The 23,648-nt window shown below is 36.4% G+C and carries 12 protein-coding genes; 5 read left to right on the forward strand and 7 right to left on the reverse strand.

Annotated features, from left to right (window positions below; all coding sequences use genetic code 11):
* From EGI26_RS06655 to EGI26_RS06665, 3 genes are all read right to left on the reverse strand, one after another.
* On the reverse strand, nucleotides 1-4,782 hold a 4,782-nt coding region (locus tag EGI26_RS06655), incomplete at its 3' end, for a hypothetical protein (protein WP_255077229.1).
* Nucleotides 4,783-5,476: 694 nt separating this feature from the next.
* Nucleotides 5,477-5,761 carry an addiction module antidote protein gene (locus EGI26_RS06660; RefSeq protein ID WP_255077231.1) on the reverse strand — a complete coding sequence of 95 codons (285 nt, stop codon included), beginning with the start codon at nucleotides 5,759-5,761 and terminating at the stop codon, nucleotides 5,477-5,479.
* 6 nt (nucleotides 5,762-5,767) lie between these two features.
* On the reverse strand, nucleotides 5,768-6,064 hold the full coding sequence (locus EGI26_RS06665) for a type II toxin-antitoxin system RelE/ParE family toxin (RefSeq protein ID WP_255077232.1): 297 nt from the start codon (nucleotides 6,062-6,064) through the stop codon (nucleotides 5,768-5,770).
* A gap of 150 nt (nucleotides 6,065-6,214) precedes the next feature.
* Between EGI26_RS06665 and EGI26_RS06670 the strand changes: the two genes are divergently transcribed.
* Complete coding sequence (locus tag EGI26_RS06670) at nucleotides 6,215-6,373, forward strand: hypothetical protein (RefSeq protein WP_255077234.1); 159 nt, start codon at nucleotides 6,215-6,217, stop codon at nucleotides 6,371-6,373.
* A gap of 21 nt (nucleotides 6,374-6,394) precedes the next feature.
* On the opposite strand, the gene EGI26_RS06675 is transcribed toward EGI26_RS06670, so the two are convergent.
* From EGI26_RS06675 to ligA, 4 genes are all read right to left on the reverse strand, one after another.
* Nucleotides 6,395-8,860: a hypothetical protein gene (locus tag EGI26_RS06675; protein ID WP_255077235.1), complete on the reverse strand. Its 2,466-nt coding sequence runs from the start codon at nucleotides 8,858-8,860 to the stop codon at nucleotides 6,395-6,397.
* A 1-nt stretch (nucleotide 8,861) separates the two neighbouring features.
* The gene (locus EGI26_RS06680) at nucleotides 8,862-9,641 is read right to left on the reverse strand and encodes a hypothetical protein (RefSeq protein ID WP_255077236.1); all 780 of its coding nucleotides are present in this window, start codon (nucleotides 9,639-9,641) and stop codon (nucleotides 8,862-8,864) included.
* 316 nt (nucleotides 9,642-9,957) lie between these two features.
* Complete coding sequence (locus tag EGI26_RS06685; protein ID WP_255077237.1) at nucleotides 9,958-11,340, reverse strand: MATE family efflux transporter; 1,383 nt, start codon at nucleotides 11,338-11,340, stop codon at nucleotides 9,958-9,960.
* 280 nt (nucleotides 11,341-11,620) lie between these two features.
* On the reverse strand, nucleotides 11,621-13,711 hold the full coding sequence (gene ligA, locus EGI26_RS06690; RefSeq protein WP_255077238.1) for an NAD-dependent DNA ligase LigA: 2,091 nt from the start codon (nucleotides 13,709-13,711) through the stop codon (nucleotides 11,621-11,623).
* Between the two features lie 531 nt (nucleotides 13,712-14,242).
* Here ligA and EGI26_RS06695 point away from each other — a divergent pair.
* From EGI26_RS06695 to EGI26_RS06710, 4 genes are all read left to right on the forward strand, one after another.
* On the forward strand, nucleotides 14,243-15,217 hold the full coding sequence (locus EGI26_RS06695; RefSeq protein WP_255077239.1) for an oxygenase MpaB family protein: 975 nt from the start codon (nucleotides 14,243-14,245) through the stop codon (nucleotides 15,215-15,217).
* 4 nt (nucleotides 15,218-15,221) lie between these two features.
* A complete protein-coding gene (locus EGI26_RS06700; RefSeq protein ID WP_255077240.1) occupies nucleotides 15,222-15,860 on the forward strand; it encodes a TetR family transcriptional regulator C-terminal domain-containing protein in 639 nt (212 codons plus the stop codon).
* A gap of 52 nt (nucleotides 15,861-15,912) precedes the next feature.
* Nucleotides 15,913-17,214 (forward strand): AarF/ABC1/UbiB kinase family protein, encoded by a 1,302-nt coding sequence (locus EGI26_RS06705; protein ID WP_255077241.1) that lies wholly within the window; start codon nucleotides 15,913-15,915, stop codon nucleotides 17,212-17,214.
* 368 nt (nucleotides 17,215-17,582) lie between these two features.
* Nucleotides 17,583-23,648, forward strand: a 6,066-nt coding sequence (locus tag EGI26_RS06710; protein ID WP_255077247.1) for an Ig-like domain-containing protein, incomplete at its 3' end; no start/stop codon positions are given.

Here is a 23,648-nt window from a genome sequence, read left to right on the forward strand (position 1 = left end):
CGACACTTCATCACAGGTGTTCTTACAAGCAATGGTGTAAATTGTATTTTCACTTGGCGAAACTGAAATTTGGGCGGAAGTCTCACCAGTTGACCAAAGTATATTGGCTTTACAGCCAGAACTTGATAAAATTATGGAACTTCCGGAGCAAATGGTTGAATCAGCAAAAGCCGTATTTAAGATCAATTGAGGAAGAAAAACTACTGAAACCACATTTGAAGTTGCCAAATTGCAGGATGAATTTGAACAATCGACCCTTGCTCTAAAATGAAAAGTGCTGTCGTTTCCAGAATTATTGTTGTTGAATTCAAAGATGTCAGAAATTGTAAGATTTGTCCAAAAAGTTGATGAAACAGCTGATGAAACTTTGTTGATTTGCCATTGGATGCCGCAAATTCCTTCTCCACCAGTTAAGGTTTTGTTCAAAGTGACTTTCTGTCCAAAACAGATATCATTTTTATCTGCTGAAATCTCTAGAACTGGGTCAGGACGGATTTCGAAAGAGGTAATATTTGAGTATAAAGTTTGGCAAGAATCACTCACCATTCTTCTGAAACAGGTGCTGGTCAAAAGTGCTGGTGGATTGTAAGTTGAGCCGATTTCGCCAACTATATTCGTCCAAGAAGGATTTTCAGAAGAACAATTCTCAGATTTTTGCCACTGGATATTTCCACCGCTTGGGTTAATTACACTGTTGATTGTCAGTGGATTAAATCCTGAGCAGTTTATGGTTGAGTTACTCACAATTGAGCCAGTGGAAAGAATTGGAAAAACAGTGATGTTAATGATTTGGCTTTCGGGTGATTGGCAAAATTCTGTTTTGCAAGATGCTGAGATACTGAAGCTTGTGGTTGCATTTATTTCTACATTATTTCCTTGTAATCCATTTGACCAAACTACTATTCCAGTACAGTTTTCAGCTGTAAGGTTTATTTTTTCTTCCACACAATATTTGGTTCTGCTAAGAATTATATTTGGGACATTCAGAGGACTTTCTTCTACTGTTATTTTAATAGAATTGTTTGATGCTGAATTACAAGTTCCAAAAGAGCAGGTAGCTGTATAAGTAGTTGTTACAATTGGCGACACATTGATGTTCAAACCAGTTTTTCCATCTGACCAGGTTAAAGTTCCAGCACAATTTGTAGCCGATAATGTAGTTGTTTGACCTTTACAAATCGTTTTTTCTCCTGCCAGAACTGGAATTTGAGGTATATCTATCGTTAATTTTGTGCCTGATGTAGAGGTGTTTATTATGCATGAATTTCCACCACTGTTGTCAAAAGTCACTTTGCATCTATAATAGCCATCGTTAGACGCCAATACATTATTTATCGAGAACGTTTCGGCAGTTTTACCCACAATGTCTGTGAAATTTCCAGATGTGCCTTGTCTATATTGCCATTGAAAAGTTTTATTGCCTCCAATGATGGTGAAATCAGTTAGATTGAAAATCGTTGATGCATTTTCACAAACTGTTTTAGATGAGGAAGTTCCAGATATTGAATTTACAAATAGCACCACTTCGTTGGTATAAATGGAGCAATTTGCTTTTGTTAACTTTGCTCTGTAAGTGCTTAAGTGTGGGTTCAGTGCATTTCCCACGTTTTCAATTCTTAGATTGGCAATATTTTCGCCAACTATAGGCTCAAAGTTTATGGCGTTTGGCAATTTCTTTTCCCAAAGTATTTGATCATAATTTGTTGCCGCCAGAGTGAAATTGGCAATATTGGTTTTGCACCTAGTAATATTACTGGGTTGTTGTGTAATATTTACTCCTGGATTTATTCCAATACCTATTGTTTTTTCGCCAGTACAACCAGCAGCATCTAAAGCACTAATAATGAAGGTTCCAGCATGCATATTTTCAAATACTCCTGTAGAATTTATAGTGCTATTTATTGCGAAGGAATAAGGTGAAACACCATTATTTACTTGAAGATTAACTTTTCCATCATTAATATCTACGCAACTCGCATTGGTAGTTTCGGCCTCGATAATCAAATCTGGTTTTATGACAATATTGGTTTTCGAGCGGGGCGTTTCACAATAAATGCCGTTGGTGGTTATGCCATAAGATACATAGTAAGTTTGGTCTATTGATTGTTTTAAAATGCTGTAATCAGACCCGCTGTGCATTTGCAAGGGAGAAAATTCTGAGGAATACCAAAAAAAACTTCCCCCAGTGTAGCTTCCAGTTGCATTTAATGTAATATCTGTGTTTTTACAAATCTGGTAATTTGCAGTCAATGGATTGGTCGAAAGTTCGGGATGAAGCGACAATATTGTTATTTCTGAACTGTCGGAGCAATAGTTTTTCGTTGCAATTACCTTATAAATACCACCGCCACTTATTTCGAATTCGCCCGATGAATTCGTTTCTGTAAGCATGCTGTTTTTAAATATTTTGTATGAAATTCCTGCTAAATCATAATTGGAAGGTAATACTGATGTATTGAGAAAACCGATGCGGTTAAATAATCCTGTTGAGCACAATCCCACTTTGTCTGCTATTGTATTTATTGTAAAAGGCTCATTAGTAATAACTTGAAATTCTGTTTTTGGACTTTCACAAAGGTTACTATCTCTTTGGCTTACAAAAAAAGTTTTTGTAAAAATCGTACTGACATCTATTTGATTGGTAGTTAGAGTATTATGGTTATTGTCAAACCAATGCAAAGTATGCTTTTGCAAAGCCGTGGCTACTAAACTGCCCAAAGAATTGCTTTTGCAAAATCCCAAAGGACTAACAACAGAGGGTGCAACTGGCAAATCATCAACCAAAAGCAGTACTTCGTCTGAAAATGTAATCGGTTCACAATCGGAGGTGATTTTACATTTGATTTTGGCATTGTGACTACTAATTGGCACATTCTCTAAAGTCAATTCTGGAGAATTTGGACCGACTATAGTTCCATTGAGCGTCCATTCGTAGGTAAGTGTTCCGCTCCCGGTGGCCTCTATCACAAATTTGGTGCTTCCGTTTTGGCAAACTATGGTTTCTGTTGGTTGTTTTGTGATTTTTATTTTGGGCAAAATGGTCAACTGAGCAATTTCAGAAACTTCCGCACCACATTGTCCAGTAACTTCAACTTTATATTGACCTTGGTCAGGTAAACCAAGATTTCCAAAAGTTAATGATGGAGTCTCTTCATCAGATATTAATGTGTTGTTTTTAAACCACTTGAAAGTTACAGGAAGCTCAGCTTGATACTCAGTGGTGAAAGTATGACTCGTTCCTTCACAAATAGTCTTAGAAAGTGGCGATTTATCAATTTTGGTTGATTTTTTGATAGTCAAATCAATGATACTCGTATCAGAATAACAATGCTCGTTTTTTGTGAATACCTTAAACTTATAATTGCCGTTCGATAAATCACTTGGCAGTGGCACAGCGAAGATATTTGAAAATACCGCCCCCGAAATCTGTGAAAAACTTGGAAGGGTGGGAGTGTCATTCAATACATATATTTGTTGGGGCGTATTGCTTGCCGAACTAAAATTTATGCTAAAAGAATTGTTGCTTGGGCAAATACTATAAGTTTTTTCAAAGCTCTGAATGGGCAGAGGTCGGACGACGGCATTGAAAGTTCGCTTATAACTTTCACAATTGTTGGCGTCTTTGAGACTGTAATAATATGCTCTTGTTTCAGAAATTACTCCACTTGTAAAATTAATATTATTACTTATTAAGGGAGATTTGGTGGAGTCGGCATACCAATAAAACGAGGCCGTTCCTAAAGCACTTGTATTTATTTTCCCAACCCCACATCTATAAACATCATCTATTTGGACTGGCGGAGTAGGGCGAGGTCTTATGGTGTAACCCGCCCTAGTTGCTGTTTTTATACAAGTTCCAGTAGCTCTGGTTCCATCGGTGTTTTGCCCTAAACTTACGAAGTTAACATTTAGTCGGTAAGAGTTTTCGGTTGGAAGTATACCTTTTACGGATAGTTTTTCAGTGTTAACTCCTCCAAAATGATTGGATTCAGCTAAGCCAGAGTAATTAGCATCTGTGGTACGTTTTAGTTGCCATTCGTAAGTGTTAACAGTTCCAACCTTCAGGGCTACAAAAAACTGGGCTGTGTCTCCTTCACAAAAAGTAGTTGTAAGTGTAGGGCTGGTGGCAGTACTCAGTTGATTTACAAATAGTGTTGCCGAAGAACTGTAATTTTCACAACTGTTTTGGTCTTTTACCCAACACCTAAAAACACGACCATTTTCATTGTTTGCGAGAGTTTTTACGGTCAGGTTGGCTGTAGTCATACCAGCAAAATCGGTGGTATTTGTTGTATTTTGAAACACTCCACCAACGCTTTCTTGCCATTGATAGGTTATGGTACCAACTCCAGCAGCCGATGTTCTGAAGATGGCATTAGCACCGTTACATTCTGTTATATCTAAAGGTTGAAAATTGAGTACTGGACGCTGAGGACTGATGGTTATATCGTTGCTGTAAACTATTTCAGTATTTTTGGAAATAAAAACTCTCGTCGTGATGGATTCAGTTATGCCATAAAAAGTATGGCTTACAGCACCAGCCGAAGTAGTTGGATTTCCCGATGCCCCGGCAATATTTTCCCAAGTATTGGTAGATTCGTTTCGCTTTTGGAATTGATAAAAATCTGCATTGGTCACAGTGGCATTTACGGTCATTTGACCGCCATAACAAACAAAACTGCTGCTGATATTTAGATTGGTACCAAAAGAAGGGCTTTGTGCAAAGCTTGTGTAACCAATTATACAGTAAAGACTTATGAAAAGTGTTGTGCTTAATTTCATAGTTGTGTTTTAAAATCTAAATTTAAAAAAATATTTTGAAAGGGAAAATTTTTTTTAAACAAAAATGCCGACTAAAAAGTCGGCACATTTGAATTTAACCCTAACCATTATGAAGTATTACTTCTAATATTTTTTAGTACTTATCGTACTTTTTTGCTCTAATCAATGAGAATAACTCGTACAAGCCCAATATAAGTAAAAGGGGCAAAATGAATATCAAATCAATTCTATATAGTGAAAAACTAAATTCTCCGAGAATATTTAAGTTACTTAGTAGATTCATCTTTATTACTTTTTGTGATACAAAATAAGCAGTATAATATTGATATTTTTAGCGTAAAACTACCTAATTTATTAAACGGTAAACTACGGTTTTGAGACTATTTTGGCTTGAAAAAGTAACCTAAAATTCATTAAATAATGGTTTTTTATTGCCAATGATATGTCTAATGGCTTTAATGTTAGGGTTTTATCTAGTTGCGAATATTTGGAATTTTTACCTATTGTTTGTCTTACATTTATTCAAAACTGAATAAAATTTTTATTATTCGGTAAGGAGCAGCACTTTGAAATGTCGTAGAAATCTTAGGTGTTCCTCCAAGTATGTTTTTTTGTGAGATTTGTATGCTGCGTGTAATCCCAATGCTATTGGCCTGTCTGAAAGAAAAATACTTTGGATAGCGGGAAGTATTTTTTATGCGGTTAATGGATTTATTTGTATTTGTCCTCCAACAGCTTTCAAAACTTTCATTATTGTGGAAAATTGTGGCTTGGATCCTTCCGATAATGCTTTGTACAAACTAGGTCTGCTCATTCCGGTTTCTTCCGCTATTTTGGTCATACCAATTGCTTTAGCAATATGCCCGATTGCGGTAACAATTTCGGCATCATTGCCTTCTTCTAAAACTGAATTTAGATATTCAGCAATCATTTCGTTGCTGTCCAAATAATCTGCAATATCAAACTTCGATGTTTCCATTTTCTTTCATTTTAAATTTTTCCAGATATCTTTTGCTTTTTCAATGTCTTTTTGTTGGGTTGATTTATCTCCTCCAATTAATAGAATTACAATTTTCCCATCAATTTCTTTGAAATAGACCCTGTAACCTTTTGCATAGTTGATTTTCAGCTCTCTAATTCCATCACCAACGGGTTCGCAATCTCCAAAGTGTTCATCTTTTTCTAATTTTTGAAGTCGGAACAAAATTTTTGCTTTTGCTCTCAAGTCGTGTAGTTTTTTTAACCACTTATCAAATTCTATAGTTTTTTCAATAAAGTACATTTCTCAAGTTGTATTCATTTGGATACAAAAGTATAAAAATATTCCAATATTTCAAATTCAGTATTGATGGTTTTGCTTGAGTAAAATTGACAAATGGACAGTTTTTGGAGATGTTATTTAAAGCTTTGCAGTTTTTACTAATGTGTTTATATGTGCGATTTGTTTTCTGTGGGTGATCCCGATAGCTATCGGGACGCCATTCGCCCGCCCAAAGGAAATATTCTTCGGACAGCGGAGCATTTAAAGTCAACAAGAAATAGTTTTGATAGAAGCACAAAGCTTGATTTAACCATTGAACCGCCACTTTAGGGTAGGTTCTGTTACCAGCACTTATAAAAATTTTCTAACTTCAAATTGAAAAAAATCGTTTTGTAATTCTAAATAGTTGTAAAAGTTTTGGTTAGCAGATAAATTACCGAATTCGTTTAAATTTAAATTTGAAATTTGGTCATCATCCAACAACTTGTGTGCTACACTTGTAATTAGCCCAAGCCTAACCAATTTGATTAATTCTATATTTGTCGTTCCATAAACATGATTTAAATATTCATCTTCACTTATTAATCCAAAATCAAAAAGGAAAGTAATTAATTTGTTTAGCTTGTAGCTAACAAAGTCCTCTTCTATTTTTATTTTTATAACACTTAAATTTATAAGAATTTCATCTGATTTGTCTTGTAGATTAACATATACGGTATCTTTATAAACTTGGCTATTATAAACATTTGAATTTCTAATAACTTCACCATATGATTTGCCAATAAAAATATATGGGTCTAATGTATTAGCTTTTGTTTTAAAGAATTGAAACGTTGAAATGATATTTTGTTTTAATGCTTGCTTTTGAGTAGTAGTTAAATAAAAATTGTAATAGTTCTGTGCAGCTGGATTTTTTAAACGTTCAACCTCATAATCGATTATCTTATCAGTTAGATTACTAATAAAAATTGCAGTAACCTTTTGAATGAGGTTTAAATTCCCCCATTCAGTTTGAGTAAATAGTTCAAAATTAAGAATGATTTGTGGAATTACATTATCGAAGTTCTCGTATATTTCTTCAAAGCTATTTTCAATAAAATATTTTTTTATTCTTATATCTTGAGCTTCAGTATTTCTATTTTCAATAATAAAAAATGTGTTTTCTCTTAGTTTTTGATCCTTTTCTCGTCGTCTTTCTTTGACTTGCTCTTTTGTTAGATATTCTGTTTTAGCAAAATCCAAATCGTCAATATTATAATTTTTAAGCAATGGATTTTCTAATTTATCTTTGAAACTGTGATTTCTTAAAAGTTCTATTTTGTTTTTCATAGAATAATTTCCTTGAAAATCCACACGATTGATAAAGTGAATTTTTGGAATTAACTTGTACAAATCTTGTTCTTGGAAAACATAATTTAACCTGTTTACACGCCCTATCAAATTTACCAAATCTTTCCCGTTAAGGTAATTTGTACTGGTAATAAATATTGTATCGATAGGTAAATTCCCTCCTTCTAAAATTACTTTATTGGCAATTATATATTTCAGGTTTGAAATCTTTTTAAATTTAAATTCCAGATATTCTTTAATTTGATTTGGAATTTTTCCATGTATATATACTATGCCTTTTTTTAGATATTTAATTGCGTAAAACTTATCATGAACCTCGCTGCTAACAGTATTTATGATTTGATTAATTTCATCATCGTCTTCATCTGTTGGTAAATTATCATAAAGCTCTCGTGAAAGTATTTCAATATTTTTTGGGCGGAAATTATAAATGAAATTTTTCTTTTTAGAATTAAATTGGATATATTCATAAAATCCAATTCGTTCATTAATTTTCAGGTATTCATTAGTGTATCGATTATAGATTGAAGTTATTTCGTTTTCCCATAAAAAGATTTCTTCTGATTTTAAATTATGTTTTACTATTACAGATTCAATATTTGAATTTTCACTTGACTTGATATTTTCTGGTAAGTCTATTAAAGGTGAAAGATAAATTACTTTATGATTATTAACAGCACGATTCATTTCAATTAATCGTGTTAGCAAAATCCCACGTGAGTTTTTTTTATTGTATCTAAATAAGTTGTGAGCTTCGTCAATAAATAGAATATCAAACGAAACATTTTTTCTCAACAACCTTGTTGCCCGTTCCTGAGTTAAAACGCCAATAAATTTTTCCTCACCAAAATACATTTCATCGTGTGTGATTAACTTATAACTCAAATTTAAGTCTTTAATATCCTTAAAGTTTTGAACTAGTAATGATTTAGTTGGTACAATAATTCCTATTTTTTTAAACGAATTATTGATTATAAAATCTTTAATCAATGAACTTTTTCCGAAGGAAGTTGGAGCTACGTAAACAAGACCTTCTAAATTACTTTTGAGTAAAAAAATACTTGCAGAATGCTGTTCTAAAGTTTCCAGATATCCTTCGCGAGCATTAATAAATTTCTCACCAATTATTTTGTAAGACAGTAAACTAGAAATGCTATTTAATTCGATTAGATTTTTATCTAAAATAGTTTTACAAACTGGATAAAATCCAATTTGCAAGCTTATATCATATAACGGTCGAAAATCTCTGAAAAGCAAAGAGTATTTTAAAATTATATAATATACTAACCTAAAATAGCTTTTGTAGCGATTATCGTTATTGTAAACCTTGAAAAAGAGTAATGCACATAAAAGAATATATTCCTTCTCTGATTCAGAAATTGAATTCTCGTTCTTTAGCAACCTAGAAAAAATTGAATTAAATTCTTCGCTATTTTTGAGAGCGATAAGCTGTGCTTTTTCTGACATCTTAAGTGTTTATATAGGTTATAAAGTCATCAATAGCTTTCTTATTTATACAAAGAATATTGATTTTTTTGAATTCATAATTTGATACCAATCCGAATAGTTTAGTTTTTAAATCAGCTCTGTCAATGCTTTTCCAATTTGTGCCCAAATATATTGTTGAACTCGGTATCACATTAAAGTTTCTAATATGACTATATAAGCCTTTTATGAATTGTTTTTTAAAATCACCTAAATTTTGAATTAAAGTTTTATTCGGATTAACTTGTTGAAGACTTGCATGGTTTACTGCGTTAGACCAAGGGTCAATTGGATTTCCATGAACATCCTTTTTTGAACCATTTAGTTTGTCTCTTAAATCACGATAGGCTTCACTAATATTTCCATTATGTGTTGCGGTAGCAGTAGATGCTAAACTTGATTTACTTTCATATAAAAATATTTCACCTTCATATTCATATAATCCGTCAAAACCTTTCTTCATAGATTTTGTTTCTTCTAAATTTTTAAAAAGAAAGTGTTGTTCGAAATGTAATTGGTTTAAGTAGAGATGACAAAAAAATTCTGCAATGAACCCATGCTTTTTTGATTCATCTTTACCTACAAACCAATTACGTATTTCAATCTTTAAAACTTCAATATCGTCATCGCCAGCTATACCGTTGCAAATTTTAGTTATATTATTTTTAATGGCTAATATTATATCATTGTCATATTTATCTATATCAAGATAATGAATTTTAAAATTTTCGGTAATAACATCAATATTTGCCTTAATTTTCATATTTTGAATTTAGTTCTAAATAATTGGTGGTAACGAGTATGATTACGAAACTCATTCTCAGAGTTTCGATAATATCGATATTAAATTGTGAATTATTTTTTAATTAATGCATTCGTAATGAGATTGTTGTCTGAAAAAGTGAGTTTCGTTAATATTTTCATAAGAATATCTGTGTTTAGATTTTAATAGGTTGACTTTTACAAATATAATGTTCAAAGTACTCAATTCCAAGTGTTTATTTCAGACTTAAAAGGTTTATCCAAACAAAAATTTTGTTTAATCTTTAATTCAGACGAACTAATAAATACACTCAACCTCAAAAATCAATAGTATTCTTTTTCCACCTACCCGTTTTGAAATATAGAATGGCGAGAACGGCCAAGATGGATTCGCTGATGACTACTGCCCAGAATACTCCTGTTTGTTTCCAGTCTAGTTTTACCGCCAAAATGTAGGCTATTGGTATCTGCAACACCCAAAAACCGATGATATTCAGCACCGTAGGAGTTTTGGTGTCGCCAGATCCATTGATGGCCTGCGACATCACCATACCGAAGCCAAAAAATATGTAACCCGCACAAAGTATTTGCAGACATTCTACGCCAGTTTCCATTACTACAGGATTTTCGTCAAACAACATTACCAGTGGTCTGGCAAAAATAAAGAACAAGATGGCCACAATGCCCAAGAAACCCATGTTGAAAAACGCCGCTCTCCAAGCTGATTTGGCTGCTCTTTCGGGTTGTTTTGCTCCCAAGTTTTGCCCAACCAGAGTAGCTGCGGCATTGGCCAGTCCCCACGAGGGTAAAATTGTAAACACAATAATACGGATGGCGATGGTATAACCGGCCACCACTTCAGAGCCAAAGTCTGACAATATCCTTATCAGAAACACCCAACTGGCCGACTGAATGATAAACTGTCCAGCACTTCCTGCCGATATTTTCAGTATTTCAAAAATCAATCGCCAGTCTGCAAACCATTTTTTGAGTGTAAGTTTGAGGTTGATATTATTGGTAAAAAACGCCGAAAGCTGTATTGCCACGCCCACACTGCGGCCTATAATCGTCGCCAAAGCGGCTCCTTCTACACCCATGCCCATGATGGGAATAAAGATAAAATCCAGAAACATGTTGATCAAATTGGCGATAATCATGGCATTCATGGCCAAAGAAGCATTGCCAGCTCCGCGTAAAGCACCACCCAACGAAAACAACAACATGATGATAGGTGCACTCAAAAACTGAATTTGCGTGTAGCCAATTCCTTCTTCGATGAGTTGGTCAGAGCCGCCCATGAGTTTCAATATTTCGGCAGAATAGTAGAAACCAACCGCCGCCAAAATTATCCCTATTCCTCCCGAAATATTGATGATTTGCATCAAAGATTTCGAAGCATCTTGTGGGTTCTTTTCGCCTATTTTACGAGCAATAATGGCCGTAGCAGCCGTACTGATGCCCCAAGCCAAGGAGTAAATGATAGTCAGAACCGACTCAGTCAGTCCAACTGTGGCCATGCCATTTGTACCGACATATTTGGCCACAAAAAAGGCATCAACCAGTGCAAATAGTGATTCGAAGGACATCTCCACCACCATCGGAACGGCCAAAAGTAAGAGGGCTTTGTTGATGGATATACTGGTGTAGTCCATGGTCTCGTCGCCTTTCAAGGCTTTGAGGATGAGTTTTAGGTATTTCATTTAAATATTTTAATTCTAATCAATTAAGGGTCTAAAATTTCTGACTTTAGAAAATGTTTTTTGATATACTACGTTTGCGTTGCCAGGCGGGCATTCTTTTTTTTCGAAAAAAAAGCCGAATCGTCGGACCGATCAAAAAAACACTTTCTGTGCAATGATCCTCTGAAAAATTTCGCTTTTGACGTTAGTCGTTCTTAGAAAAATTGAAGGAGTGAAATTTTACAACGGACTGCACAGAAAATATTAGGAACAATTAGTATTTATCATTTTTCAATTATTTTTACAACATCGCCTTAAATTCTTCTTCGTTTATCATTTTTACGCCGAGGTCTTCGGCTTTTTTGAGTTTGGATGGTCCGGCTCCTTCTCCCACTATCAAGAAATCAAGCTTTTTGGAAACTCCACTCACCAATTTTCCGCCATTACTGTCAATTTTTTGTTCCAATTCTTCTCTGGAAAAAGACTCAAAAGTACCTGTGTAAAGAAAAGTTTTGCCCATCAGAGCTTCACTTTCTTTTTCCAATACTATGTTTTCGGCCTCAAATTTCAGTCCTGCAGCCTTTAGGTTTTCTATTATTTTTAGGTTTTTATCTTCTTTAAAATACAGCTGCAAGCTTTGAGCCACTTTTTCGCCTACATCAGGCACATTTCGGAGTTCTTCAAAAGTAGCGGCTTGTAAGGCTTCTTGAGTTTTGAAATAGGCCGCCAGTTTTTGTGCGGTGGTTTCTCCCACAAACCGAATGCCCAATGCAAAAAGCACTTTGCTAAAAGGCTGATTTTTAGAATTTTCTATTCCATCCAAGATATTCTGAACGGTTTTTTCTTTGAAACTCACTTTGCGTTCTTTTCCAGTGGTTTCGTCGGTATGTACTTTTTCTATGCCCAATAATCTATCAAAACTCAATGTGTACAGATCCGAAACATCCGAAATTAGGCCTTGTTCCATCAAAATCTCAATTTTGCCTTCGCCCAGCGAGTCGATGTTCATTGCTTTTCGCTGAATGAAATGCTCGATTCTTCCCTTTATTTGTGGAGGACAGCCCATTTCGTTTGGACAATAATAAGCGGCTTCGCCTTCATTTCTATACAATTCGGAGTTACAAGCAGGGCAATTTGTCGGAAAACCAACTTTTGAACTTTCTCGTGTGGCCTCCTCACGAAGTTTTGAGGTGTCCACACCGGTCACTTTCGGTATGATTTCCCCCGCTTTTTCTACAAAAACTTGGTCGCCGATGGACAATCCCAATCTTTTTATTTCGTCAGCATTGTGCAAGGTGGCCCTTCTTACAGTGGTCATAGAAAGTTCCACTGGCTTGAGTTCGGCCACTGGCGTAATGGCTCCAGTACGCCCAACTTGGAAAGTTACATCTAACAATTCTGTAGATTTTGACTCAGCTTTGTACTTGTAAGCAATCGCCCAACGTGGACTTTTTGCCGTAAAACCCAAGTCTTCTCGCTGGGCGTAATCATTGATTTTTATCACTATGCCGTCTGTAGCACATTTCAAGCCATGTCGTTTTTCACTCCATTCGTTGATGTATGCAATCACACCTTCGATGTTATTTACTTTTTTGTAACTATCCGATACATTAAAACCTGCATTTTTTAAAGCCACCAAGCTTTCTTCGTGGGTTTTGAATTCATCATTTTCGGATAAATACTGATAAATGTAGCAGTCGAGGTTTCGACTGGCCACCACGCCTGAATCCTGCATTTTGAAAGTACCCGCAGCCGCATTTCTAGGATTGGCCAGCGGAGCCTCCCCAATGTCTTCACGCTCCAAGTTTATACGTTCAAATACTTCGTTGGGCATAAAACCCTCCCCACGAATCTCGAAATCAAGCCCGATGTTATTTCTGCCAAATAAATCTATCTGAGAAGCATTGGATTTCTTTTGATTTATTTTCAAAGGAAGACTACGGAGCGTCTTTATATTGGTGGTGATGTCGTCGCCTTGCGTTCCGTCGCCACGCGTAACCCCTCTAACCAAAATTCCGTTTTCATAGGTCAAAGAGAGCGAGATTCCATCAAATTTTATTTCACATATATATTCGTATTCAGCACCGTTGAGGCCTTTTTTTATACGGTCGTCCCAATCTCTCAGCTCATCTTCACTGTAAGTATTGGACAATGAAAGCATGGGATATTTGTGTGCAACCGTGTCGAAAGACTTGGTAATGGTTCCCCCAACTCTGTGGCTCGGAGAATCGGGCCTTTTTAAAGAAGGATTTTGAGTCTCTAGGGTTTCTAATTCTTTCAGCAAAAAATCAAATTCTTGGTCGGAAACCTCCGATACGGTGTCTTGATAATAGCGGTGATTGTAATAGTTGAGCAGGTCAGTAAGTTCGTCTATTCTTGTTTGGGCCGACATAGAAAAAGAGGTTTTTTTACAAAAATAAGGTTCTTAGTTAAAATTATTGTTTTTCACAAAAAATACTTTTCCATACTTTGTGTGCCTTGCCAGGCGGGCATTCTTTTTTTTCGAAAAAAAAGCCGAATCATCGGACCGATCAAAAAAACACTTTCTGTGCCGCATCGGCGGTCCGAAATGATCCTCTGAAAAATTTTGGTTCTAACATTGCCCAAGTTTTTAAATTTAGACTAGCCAAAATTTTTCAACGGACTGCACAGAAAATATTAGGAATAATTAGTATTTAAATTCTGGTTTATAATGTGTTGAAAAGTAAATGGTTGTATATATGTATTTATTTGTTAATCAGTGCTTTATAGTATTTTTAAACTTTGAGAATTAAAATAAATTCTTAGAAGAAAGCCAACAGTGACAGTACATTCTTTTGCTTTCTTACCGTATTCTTTACTACTATTCGATTATCGATTATTTATTGTAAATAAAAAACAAAATTCGATTTTCTGGTGTTTTTAATGTATCAGAAACTTAAAGATGGTATTCGAAAATGGTGTGTTAGATGCTTACAGACAAAAAGGCGATTGGCTTGCGGATGAACTCATGCAAAAGCTTTTTGACAAACATGGACACAAATTAGGTTCGATTTTGATGCCTTTTTTAAGTGATTTTGACCAACATGATTTTTCTGAGCAAGACTACGAAACCATTGCATTTTTTGAAAACAATCAAAGTCTACCGACTTTTTATGACCTAAAAGAAATAGTAAGAGCCACCGAGTTTTTTAAAAAATACCAAGCAAGTATCGGAATTATTTTGGGCTGTTACTCGCTTCCTTACTGTTATTTGGGCGAAGACGGTGCGAGGGTTTTGGGTTTTTCGGGCAGGATTCAACACGATACTTACAACAGACTTTTAGAAACGGGCAAATTCGTGAAAAACGTAATGACTCAACGTTTTTGGGAAGAAAAAACCATAACTATTTTACTTCTCAAAGTCCGTTTGATGCATGCTTTTTGGCGTTTTATGATACTCAAATCTGGGAAGTGGGACATGAAATGGGGAGTTCCCATCAACCAAGAAGATATGCTCGGAACCAATCTCTCTTTTTCATTGATTGTATTGAGAGGTTTAAGGAAATTGGGCGTAGAAGTAGATTCAGTTTTCGAAAAAGCCTATTATCACCATTGGGCAGTGGTGGGTAGTTTTTTGGGTTTAGAAAAAGAACTGTTGGTTTTTGATGTACAGAAGGCCATCATGTTTGACAAAGCCATATCAAAAAGGCAATTTAGGTCGTCAGAAATAGGGAAACAACTAACGGCATCGCTCGGTAACTCTTACCAAAAAATGGCAAATAGTGAATTGGCTACTGGATATTTTGTAGCTCAAAGCAGATATTTATTGGGAGAAAATTATGCCGATTTATTAGGCTTGCCTATCTCGAAATATCCCAAAAACTTACTTAAAACGATTAATAATACAACGTCATTTCTTTCAAATATTTATGGATAATTCGATGAAAAACAAGATAAAAGAACAATATATGGCATACATTCTGGAGCATGGACATGAGCCAGAATCGATTTACAAATTCGCGAAAAAGCTCAAAATAGAGGAGTCGGAATTTTACGACAACTACAACTCTTTCAAGCAAATCAATGCTGAATTTTGGAAGCATTTGGTGGAGGAAACCATCGCAGACATCAGAAAAGAGGAGGTTTATGAGTCATATTCTGTGAGGGAAAAGCTACTTTCTTTTCTGTTTACGCTAATAGAAAACGCCAAACATAATAGGAGTTATATTCTCAAAATCAGCGAGAAATTGGAGAAGCCTTTTGCTATGAAACCAAATGCAGATTTTCATCAAGCCAAAGAGGTTTTTCTGGATTTCATGAACGAATTGGTGGTTTTTGGGCAAGAAACTCGAGAAATAGAGCCCAGAACGATACCATTTTTGACTTCAAAATATCCAGATTTAGTTTGGATGTTGGTTCTGGCTATTATAGATTTTTGGATAAATGATGACAGTAGATTGTTCGAAAAAACAGATACACTGATTGAGAAATCTGTGAATACGACCATGGACTGGCTGGGTCGCACACCTTTTGATAGTTTGTTGGATTTGGGTAAATTTTTATATCAAAACAAGAAATGAAATTTGATTTTCAGTATTTAAATTGCTGATTTTCAATATTCTTAATAAATTCATGAAAAATCAAGAAAGTATTCCTACCTCAAAAGTAGCACGGGCAACACAATTTGTAAAAGCAACAGCTAAAGTTGGAGGGAATTATATCAAGCATTATGGCAAAAAACTCATTGATCCCACGCTGACAAAAGAACAACTTCATGCCGACAACGCAGAGGATGTATATGAGGCTTTGAGTAATTTAAAAGGTAGTGCCTTAAAAATGGCTCAAATGATGAGCATGGACAAAAGTTTGTTGCCCAAAGCTTATTCCGACAAATTTGCGATGTCACAATATTCGGCTCCACCATTGTCTGGGCCACTGGTAATCAAGACTTTTAAGGGAAGTCTTGGCAAGTCTCCGTTTGAAATATTCGATAGTTTTAACTTAGAAGCTTCCAACGCAGCGAGTATTGGTCAGGTGCACAAGGCTACCAAAAATGGGAAAAATTTGGCTGTAAAAGTGCAGTATCCCGGAGTGGCTTCAAGTGTAAGTTCTGACCTGAAAATGGCTCGACCATTGGCGGTACAATTGCTCAATCTGAATGACGCAGAAATAGACCGATATTTTGTAGAAGTAGAAACTAAACTTTTGGAAGAAGCTGATTATAAGCTAGAATTGCGGAGGTCGATGGAGGTGACTAAGCTTTGTGAGAATTTGAAAAATGTATTTTTTCCGAACTATTATCCTGAGTATTCGTCCGAAAAAATCATTACCATGGATTGGTTGGAGGGTCTGCATTTGAAGGAGTTTTTGTCCACAAATCCTTCACTGGAAACTAGAAATCAGATTGGTCAAGCTCTCTGGGATTTTTATCATTTTCAGATGCATACGCTCAAGGAAGTGCATGCTGACCCGCATCCAGGTAACTTTTTGTTTACCCAAGATGGAAAGTTGGGAATATTGGATTTTGGCTGTATAAAAGTTATTCCAGAAGATTTTTACAATAGTTATTTTGCTTTGATAAATCCCAATATTTTGGATAAACCAGAAAGAATGATGGAAATATTCAAAGAATTGGAGTTTGTCTTAGGAGAAGATTCGGAGCATCTTCAGCAATTTTTCTTCGATTTATTTTATAAAATGATTGAGATATTAGGTAGGCCGTTTACCCATTCTACTTTCGACTTTGGGAATGATTCTTACGTACAAGAAGTGTATGGATATTTTGAGTATGTGGCCTCTGTAAAAGAATTAAAAAATGCTAACGCGGCTAGAGGTTCTCAGCATGGTTTGTATGTCAACAGAACCTTTTTTGGGCTATACACATTACTGAATGATTTGAAGGCTAAAGTCAACATTGAGTTGCCAAAAATCTAATCTTTATACTTAAGTTTCTGGTCTAAAGCACAAGTTTTTTGACTGTTAAAACGAGCTTTTCTTCTTGTGAGGAAAGGCTTTTTTTGTGGTTTAAAATCTACCTTTTTCCCAATAAATTTTAGTTTTTTGAAATAATATTCAAATATTTTTAAGTCAAAGCAATCATGTAATATTATGATATTTAATTAGTTGCATTCTGGCTGGCTTGTGTGTGTACTTTTAGGTAGGGAAGTTTGTTTCTTTTGGCACATTTTTTGAAAGATTAAATAAATAGATAATTTTTTCAATCAAAAGATTGGATTTTTTCTTGTTTCGCTCCTAATAAATTTATAAAAGAGAAATAGAGAGGTCCGCCAAAATTCCTAATTATGAACGTAAATATCCTTAATTTTCAGAAATTAAAAGGAAATTTTTCAACAATCGTTTTCCTATTAATAACATGTGTCACTTTTAATGGTTTTGCGGAGGGAACCAAGGAAGTCTCGCCAAATTCCAGCAACGTAGCTTCGTTGTATTACTCACCAACAGATTATGGGTCTTATTTTAACTGCCCTGTAGAAAACAGGATCAAGTTTAAAATTGGAGATCATGCCAATGAAAACCTTTATTTTGGATTTCGGTGGATGACCCGTGGAAGTGCTACGTTGGTTACGGATATGTACTATCGTATCAGAAACGAAGCGGGAACCGTTGTTGTTGCAGAAACGGCTTTATTAACAGCAGCTGGAAGCAACGGTTTAGTTGCCGATTATGCCCAAGCAGTAGCTGGGCCTTACATACCAGGTGGAACTAACACGGCAGGCTATAAGCCAATAACATTTGACCCTTCTGCTAACGGAGAATATTTCATAGAAATTTATCGTGGTGCCGGTGGTTCAGTAAGTGCAGCAGCTATTGCACCATTTTGGGATTTAACGGTTGGACGTGCAAATGGCACTACCTATAAAGGTAGAGTTTTTGCTGGTAAATGGGGTTTGATAGCGGGTAAGCCTTCAGACAATTATAATGGGGTAGTTGCAGATGCAGTAAGTCCTGCTTTTTATGCATATACCTCTGACTCTACAGTTGTTAAAGTTCAATTCAATAATTTTAACCCTTTGGCTTTTAACTTAGCATTTAACTTTTACGGTGTTACATCTACAGAAACTGACTGGGCCATAGGTAGAAAATCAAAATACTCTGCTGCCTCTCCGTCATTGCCAAATGGATTTAAGACATTCTTGAACGAACCAGATATTAATAATTATCCAACTCCTGACCCACCTGCTCCTCCAATAATAAACGGGCAAATTTACGGTTGTCCAGGAGGATTTTATATACCATATAAGACATTTGCATCTGGTGATGTGAAAATTTTGTTAGATATTAATGGTACTGCAGGATATCAAGAAGGAACCACAGATAGATATTTATACGGATACAATGTTCAAAGTGGTAATAATGTGATGGTGTGGGATGGTTTGAATGGCCTTGGAGGTGCCGTGGCTGCTAATCAAAACCTGAATTTTAAGTTTACACTAAATAAAGGTAGAACAAACATGCCTTTGTACGATGCAGAGTGGAACTTAAATGGTTTCTCTATTTCATCTATAAGGCCAACTGTGGAGAGCAACATTACTATGTATTGGGACGACTCTTCTCTACCAACTACTACAGGACAAGCTGCAAACAGCAATAACACCACGGGAGTTGGTATAAACAATTCAAACGTGGGTCAGTCTTCTCCGGGTCATGGATGGAATGGTAATTATGGACCAACTATGGTCACTACTTTCCCAGTTCCTTCTATTTCAAGTACTGGTAATGCTTCGGCGACTTTTGATGATGACTTTGGTAATGTTAGAGTGATAAATACTTGGTTTTGGCCATTTACAACTTCAAGTTCACAATTTAATACAGAGCTTCCTGATTGCGACAATGACAACGACGGGGTAAGTGATAATTTAGACATAGATGATGATAACGATGGAATACCTGATACAGTAGAGTCTCCAGGTGGTGTAAATCCAAGTGCCGACCACGACTCTGATGGAATTCCTAATTTCTTAGACCCTCAGTTTCCTGGATTTGTTGATGTAAATAATGATGGATTGAATGATAAGTTTGATCCAGATGGTGACGGAGTTCCTGTGCAATTTGACTTAGATAGTGATAATGACGGCATCCCAGATTTAGTTGAAGCAGGAGGAGTTGACTCAAATGGCGACGGTAAAGTAGATGTACTAACAGACACTGATAACGACGGACTTGCAAATCTTTATGATGCAAGTACAGGTGGTGATGCAATTGCGGATTTGGACTCTGACGGAGACGGAATAAAAAACTTTATAGATTTAGATTCTGATAACGACGGCCTTTCTGATATCGCCGAAGTAGGCGGATTTGATCAAAATGGTGACGGGAAAATAGATTCTTTTGCCGATACTGATAAAGACGGACTTGACGATACAGTTGACGGTGATGTAGGAAACGATGGTACTGCTGAAAATATAGCAAATGCATATTTGACAACAGGTGCTGACACCGATAGCGATGGAATTCCAAATAGCTATTTGAAAGCAAACGCTGATGGAGATTCAAAACCAAATCCTTATGATTTAGATGCAGACAATGATGGAATTCCTGATGTTGTCGAAACTTTTGGCACTGATGCCAATGGCGATGGAAAACTGGATAGTTATTTAGATGCAGACAACGATGGATATGACGATACAATTGACGGAGATGCCAATAACGATGGCACTGCAGAGAATACTTCGAATGTATTAATGGCTACGGGCCCGGATGCCAATAATGATGGAAAGGCTGACAGTATGCCTTTTGGCTCAACTGATAATGATGGCATTCCAAACTACTTAGATATTGACTCTGATAATGATGGAATTCAAGATATCAAAGAGGCTGGTGGTACTGATACCAACAACGATGGAAAAGTAGATACAGCCACAGATGCGGACGGAGATGGTTTTGCTGATTTAGTTGATGGAGACGTTGGTAATGATGGTGTAGCTGAAAATATAGCAAATGCTTTGCTAACCACCGGAGCTGATACAAATAGCGATGGAAAGCCTAATTCTTACCCAAATGATAATAGAGATGGCGGAACTTTGGGAACAGGAAACCCAAATCCTTATGATCTCGATAGTGATGATGATGGAATAGTGGATACAATAGAATCAGGTGGGGCTGATTCAGAAAAAAATGGAATAATAGGAACAGGAGCAAGCATTACGGATACAGATGGAGACGGATGGAGTGACCTGACAGATAGTGATAATGGTGGTACTGCTCCAACTTTGAATGATAAAGACCAAGACGGAAAGTTTAATTATTTAGATTTGGATTCAGACAATGATGGTGTCTTAGATAACTGGGAATCATTGTTTTATACCAATAGCGATCCGGATAATGATGGTAAGCTAGGTAGTGGTAGTCTTGTAGATTCTGACAATGATGGCTTAGGTGATTCTATGGATCCTGATACCCCAACTGGAGCGTCCAACTCTTCAAGTTTAAGCTATTTTGGCGATAGAGATGGAGACGGACTGTCCAATCAATATGATATTGATGCAGACAATGACGGAATTGTCGATAATATTGAAGGACAGTCAACATTGGGCTATTTATTGCCAGCTGGATCAGATTCGGATGGAGATGGAGTAGACAATGCCTATGATGTGGATAATTCAGGAACTCCTGGAGGATTTATAAATTTAGATGGAGGGTCAGCTCCTGACTATGTTGATACCGATGCAGATAATGATGGTATCAAAGATTTAGGAGAAAATCACTTTGGAGCATCAGGATCATTAGATCCTTCAGAAGTAGATGCAAACTCGGATGGAGTTTTAGACTTTGCTTCATTTACAGATGCGGATAATGATGGTTTGGCAGATATATTTGATTTGGTTAGCGGAATTGGTACTGCAAACAATGTAAACAACAATCAAACACCGACAAGCCAGCCCAACAATCAAGAAAACTCTAGTCCAGAAAGAGACTGGAGAGAGGTTCCCGATTCAGACAATGATGGGTTTTTAGATACTGTTGATGTCGATGATGATAATGATGGTATATTGGATACTTACGAAGGATATACTGACTTGGACAACGATGGTATTCCAAATTATTTAGATTTAGATACGGATAACGATGGTATTACAGATGTTGTAGAGGCTGGCGGTTCAGATCCAGATGGAGATGGTTTTCCAGGAACTTATCCTGGTTCAGGAAATAGACCTCCAGTAGATGGGACAGGTTTGCCAATAGACGTTCCAACATTGACAGGCTTGATACCAACAGACTTCGGAGGTGATGGAATTTATGATTTTATGGATCTAGATAGTGACAATGATGGTATAGCAGATGTAATTGAAGCTGGGGGAATAGACCCAGATGGTGATGGAGAGTATGGAGCAGGTCAATCTTTGGATATTGATGCTGATGGTCTTACAGATGCAGTAGATCCCTTTAATAATAGCTCAAGCGGGTCTTTTGTAGCTGGAACACCACTTTTGAATGCCGATACAGATGGCGATGGAAATAGAAATGCTATCGATAGAGACAGTGATAATGATGGTATTTCAGATGTAATTGAAGCTGGTGGTACAGATTCAGATAATGACGGTGTTATAGGCACAGGGTCAATAACTGATACCGATGGCGATGGATGGAGCGATATTACAGATAAAAATAATGGTGGTACACAGTTAGCTACTCCTAATACAGATGGAAATAACTTGCCAAATTATCTAGATTTGGATAGTGATGACGATGGTATATTAGATATAGTTGAAGCTGGTGGGACAGATCCAGACAACAACGGACAAATTGGAACAGGAACAGGCTTGGCAATAACAGACACAGACAATGATGGATTAGCAGATATCGTTGATGGAACAGGATTGCCTTTGACTGATACTGACTCAGATGGAAGATCAAATTATGTAGATATTGACGCTGATAATGATGGAATTGTCGATAATATAGAATCACAAACGACGGCCGGTTATATTGCATATTCAGCAACTGATACTGATGGAGATGGACTAAATGATCCTTATGATAATTCTTCATCTTTTGGAGGGAACGGAATTACCCCAGTAAATCTTGATGGTACAGATTCGGCCGATTATTTAGATCTTGATACCGATAATGATGGTAAAGGGGATCGATTAGAGGGTTTTGATACAAACGGTAATTTTATTATTGATGGTTCAGAAAAAGCTTATTTTGGAGCAGTGGATTCAGATATTGACGGCTTGCTTGACGAATACGACACTATAAGTGGACTAACAAGTACAAACAATGTAACCAATGGCACAACTCCATCAAGTTATCCTGACCATAACATTGGAGGAGATAGAGATTGGAGAGATGTACCTCCCGTAGCAACAAACGATAATGATACATTTCTTGCTGGAACTTTCAAGACCTTAGATGTTGTAGCAAATGATAATACTGGTGACACGGCTGAACCGACAACCGTTGAAATACTAGGAGCAGATGCTCTTTCAAATGGAAAAACCAAAACTGTTTCTGGAGAAGGAGTTTGGACAGTTAATTTGACGACTGGAGAAATTACATTCACTGCCGAAAGTGGGTTTTATCTTAGTCCTACACCTATCACTTATAATGTGAAAGATGCTGCTGGAAATACAAGTAATGAAGCAACAGTAAGTTTGACGGCTTTAAACAATCCTCCAGTAGCAGTAGATGATACAAATCCTTCAGTGGCAGTTAATGCTGGAGCAACAACGCTAAATCTTTTAGTAGCAACGGATATCGATGGAACAATTTCTACTTACAAAATTACCAGTTTACCATCTCAAGGTACATTAGATTCTGCTGGTATTGCAGTTACTGTTGGCCAATTGATAAATCCTTTTGATTTGGGTAATTTAAGATACACTCCAAATGGGACTTATGTCGGTACCGATACCTTTACGTTTACAGCTATTGACAATGACAGTGCTGAAGATTTAACACCAGCCACAATAAGCATTCCAGTGAGCAACAATCCTCCAGTAGCGAACAACGACAGCAATGCGGCGATAGCATCAACGGCAGGTCAAACGGCCATCAATGCCTTGACCGCAACAGATACAGATGGAACGATTGCGAACTACAGAATAGAGACCTTACCAACATTGGGAACCTTATATGTAGGTGGAGTAGCTGTTACAGCAGGTCAAGTATTGACACCAGCCCAGGTAGCCACACTAACGTATGACCCAACAGGCACTGCGAATGGCACCGATACCTTTACGTTTACAGCGATAGACAACAACGGAGCAGAAGATTTAACACCAGCCACAATAAGCATTCCAGTGAGCAACAATCCTCCAGTAGCGAACAACGACAGCAATGCGGCGATAGCATCAACGGCAGGTCAAACGGCCATCAATGCCTTGACCGCAACAGATACAGATGGA

This window comes from Lacihabitans sp. CCS-44 (assembly GCF_024343735.1).
Taxonomy (GTDB): Bacteria; Bacteroidota; Bacteroidia; order Cytophagales; family Spirosomataceae; genus Leadbetterella.

What these genes read in the sequence shown, in the direction of transcription:
- EGI26_RS06660 (WP_255077231.1), bottom strand. Translation starts at nt 5,761, where the DNA reads ATGGAAACATCGAAGTTTGATATTGCAGATTATTTGGACAGCAACGAA.
- EGI26_RS06665 (WP_255077232.1), bottom strand. Translation starts at nt 6,064, where the DNA reads ATGTACTTTATTGAAAAAACTATAGAATTTGATAAGTGGTTAAAAAAA.
- EGI26_RS06670 (WP_255077234.1), top strand. Translation starts at nt 6,215, where the DNA reads ATGTGCGATTTGTTTTCTGTGGGTGATCCCGATAGCTATCGGGACGCC.
- EGI26_RS06675 (WP_255077235.1), bottom strand. Translation starts at nt 8,860, where the DNA reads ATGTCAGAAAAAGCACAGCTTATCGCTCTCAAAAATAGCGAAGAATTT.
- EGI26_RS06680 (WP_255077236.1), bottom strand. Translation starts at nt 9,641, where the DNA reads ATGAAAATTAAGGCAAATATTGATGTTATTACCGAAAATTTTAAAATT.
- EGI26_RS06685 (WP_255077237.1), bottom strand. Translation starts at nt 11,340, where the DNA reads ATGAAATACCTAAAACTCATCCTCAAAGCCTTGAAAGGCGACGAGACC.
- ligA (WP_255077238.1), bottom strand. Translation starts at nt 13,711, where the DNA reads ATGTCGGCCCAAACAAGAATAGACGAACTTACTGACCTGCTCAACTAT.
- EGI26_RS06695 (WP_255077239.1), top strand. Translation starts at nt 14,243, where the DNA reads ATGGTATTCGAAAATGGTGTGTTAGATGCTTACAGACAAAAAGGCGAT.
- EGI26_RS06700 (WP_255077240.1), top strand. Translation starts at nt 15,222, where the DNA reads ATGAAAAACAAGATAAAAGAACAATATATGGCATACATTCTGGAGCAT.
- EGI26_RS06705 (WP_255077241.1), top strand. Translation starts at nt 15,913, where the DNA reads ATGAAAAATCAAGAAAGTATTCCTACCTCAAAAGTAGCACGGGCAACA.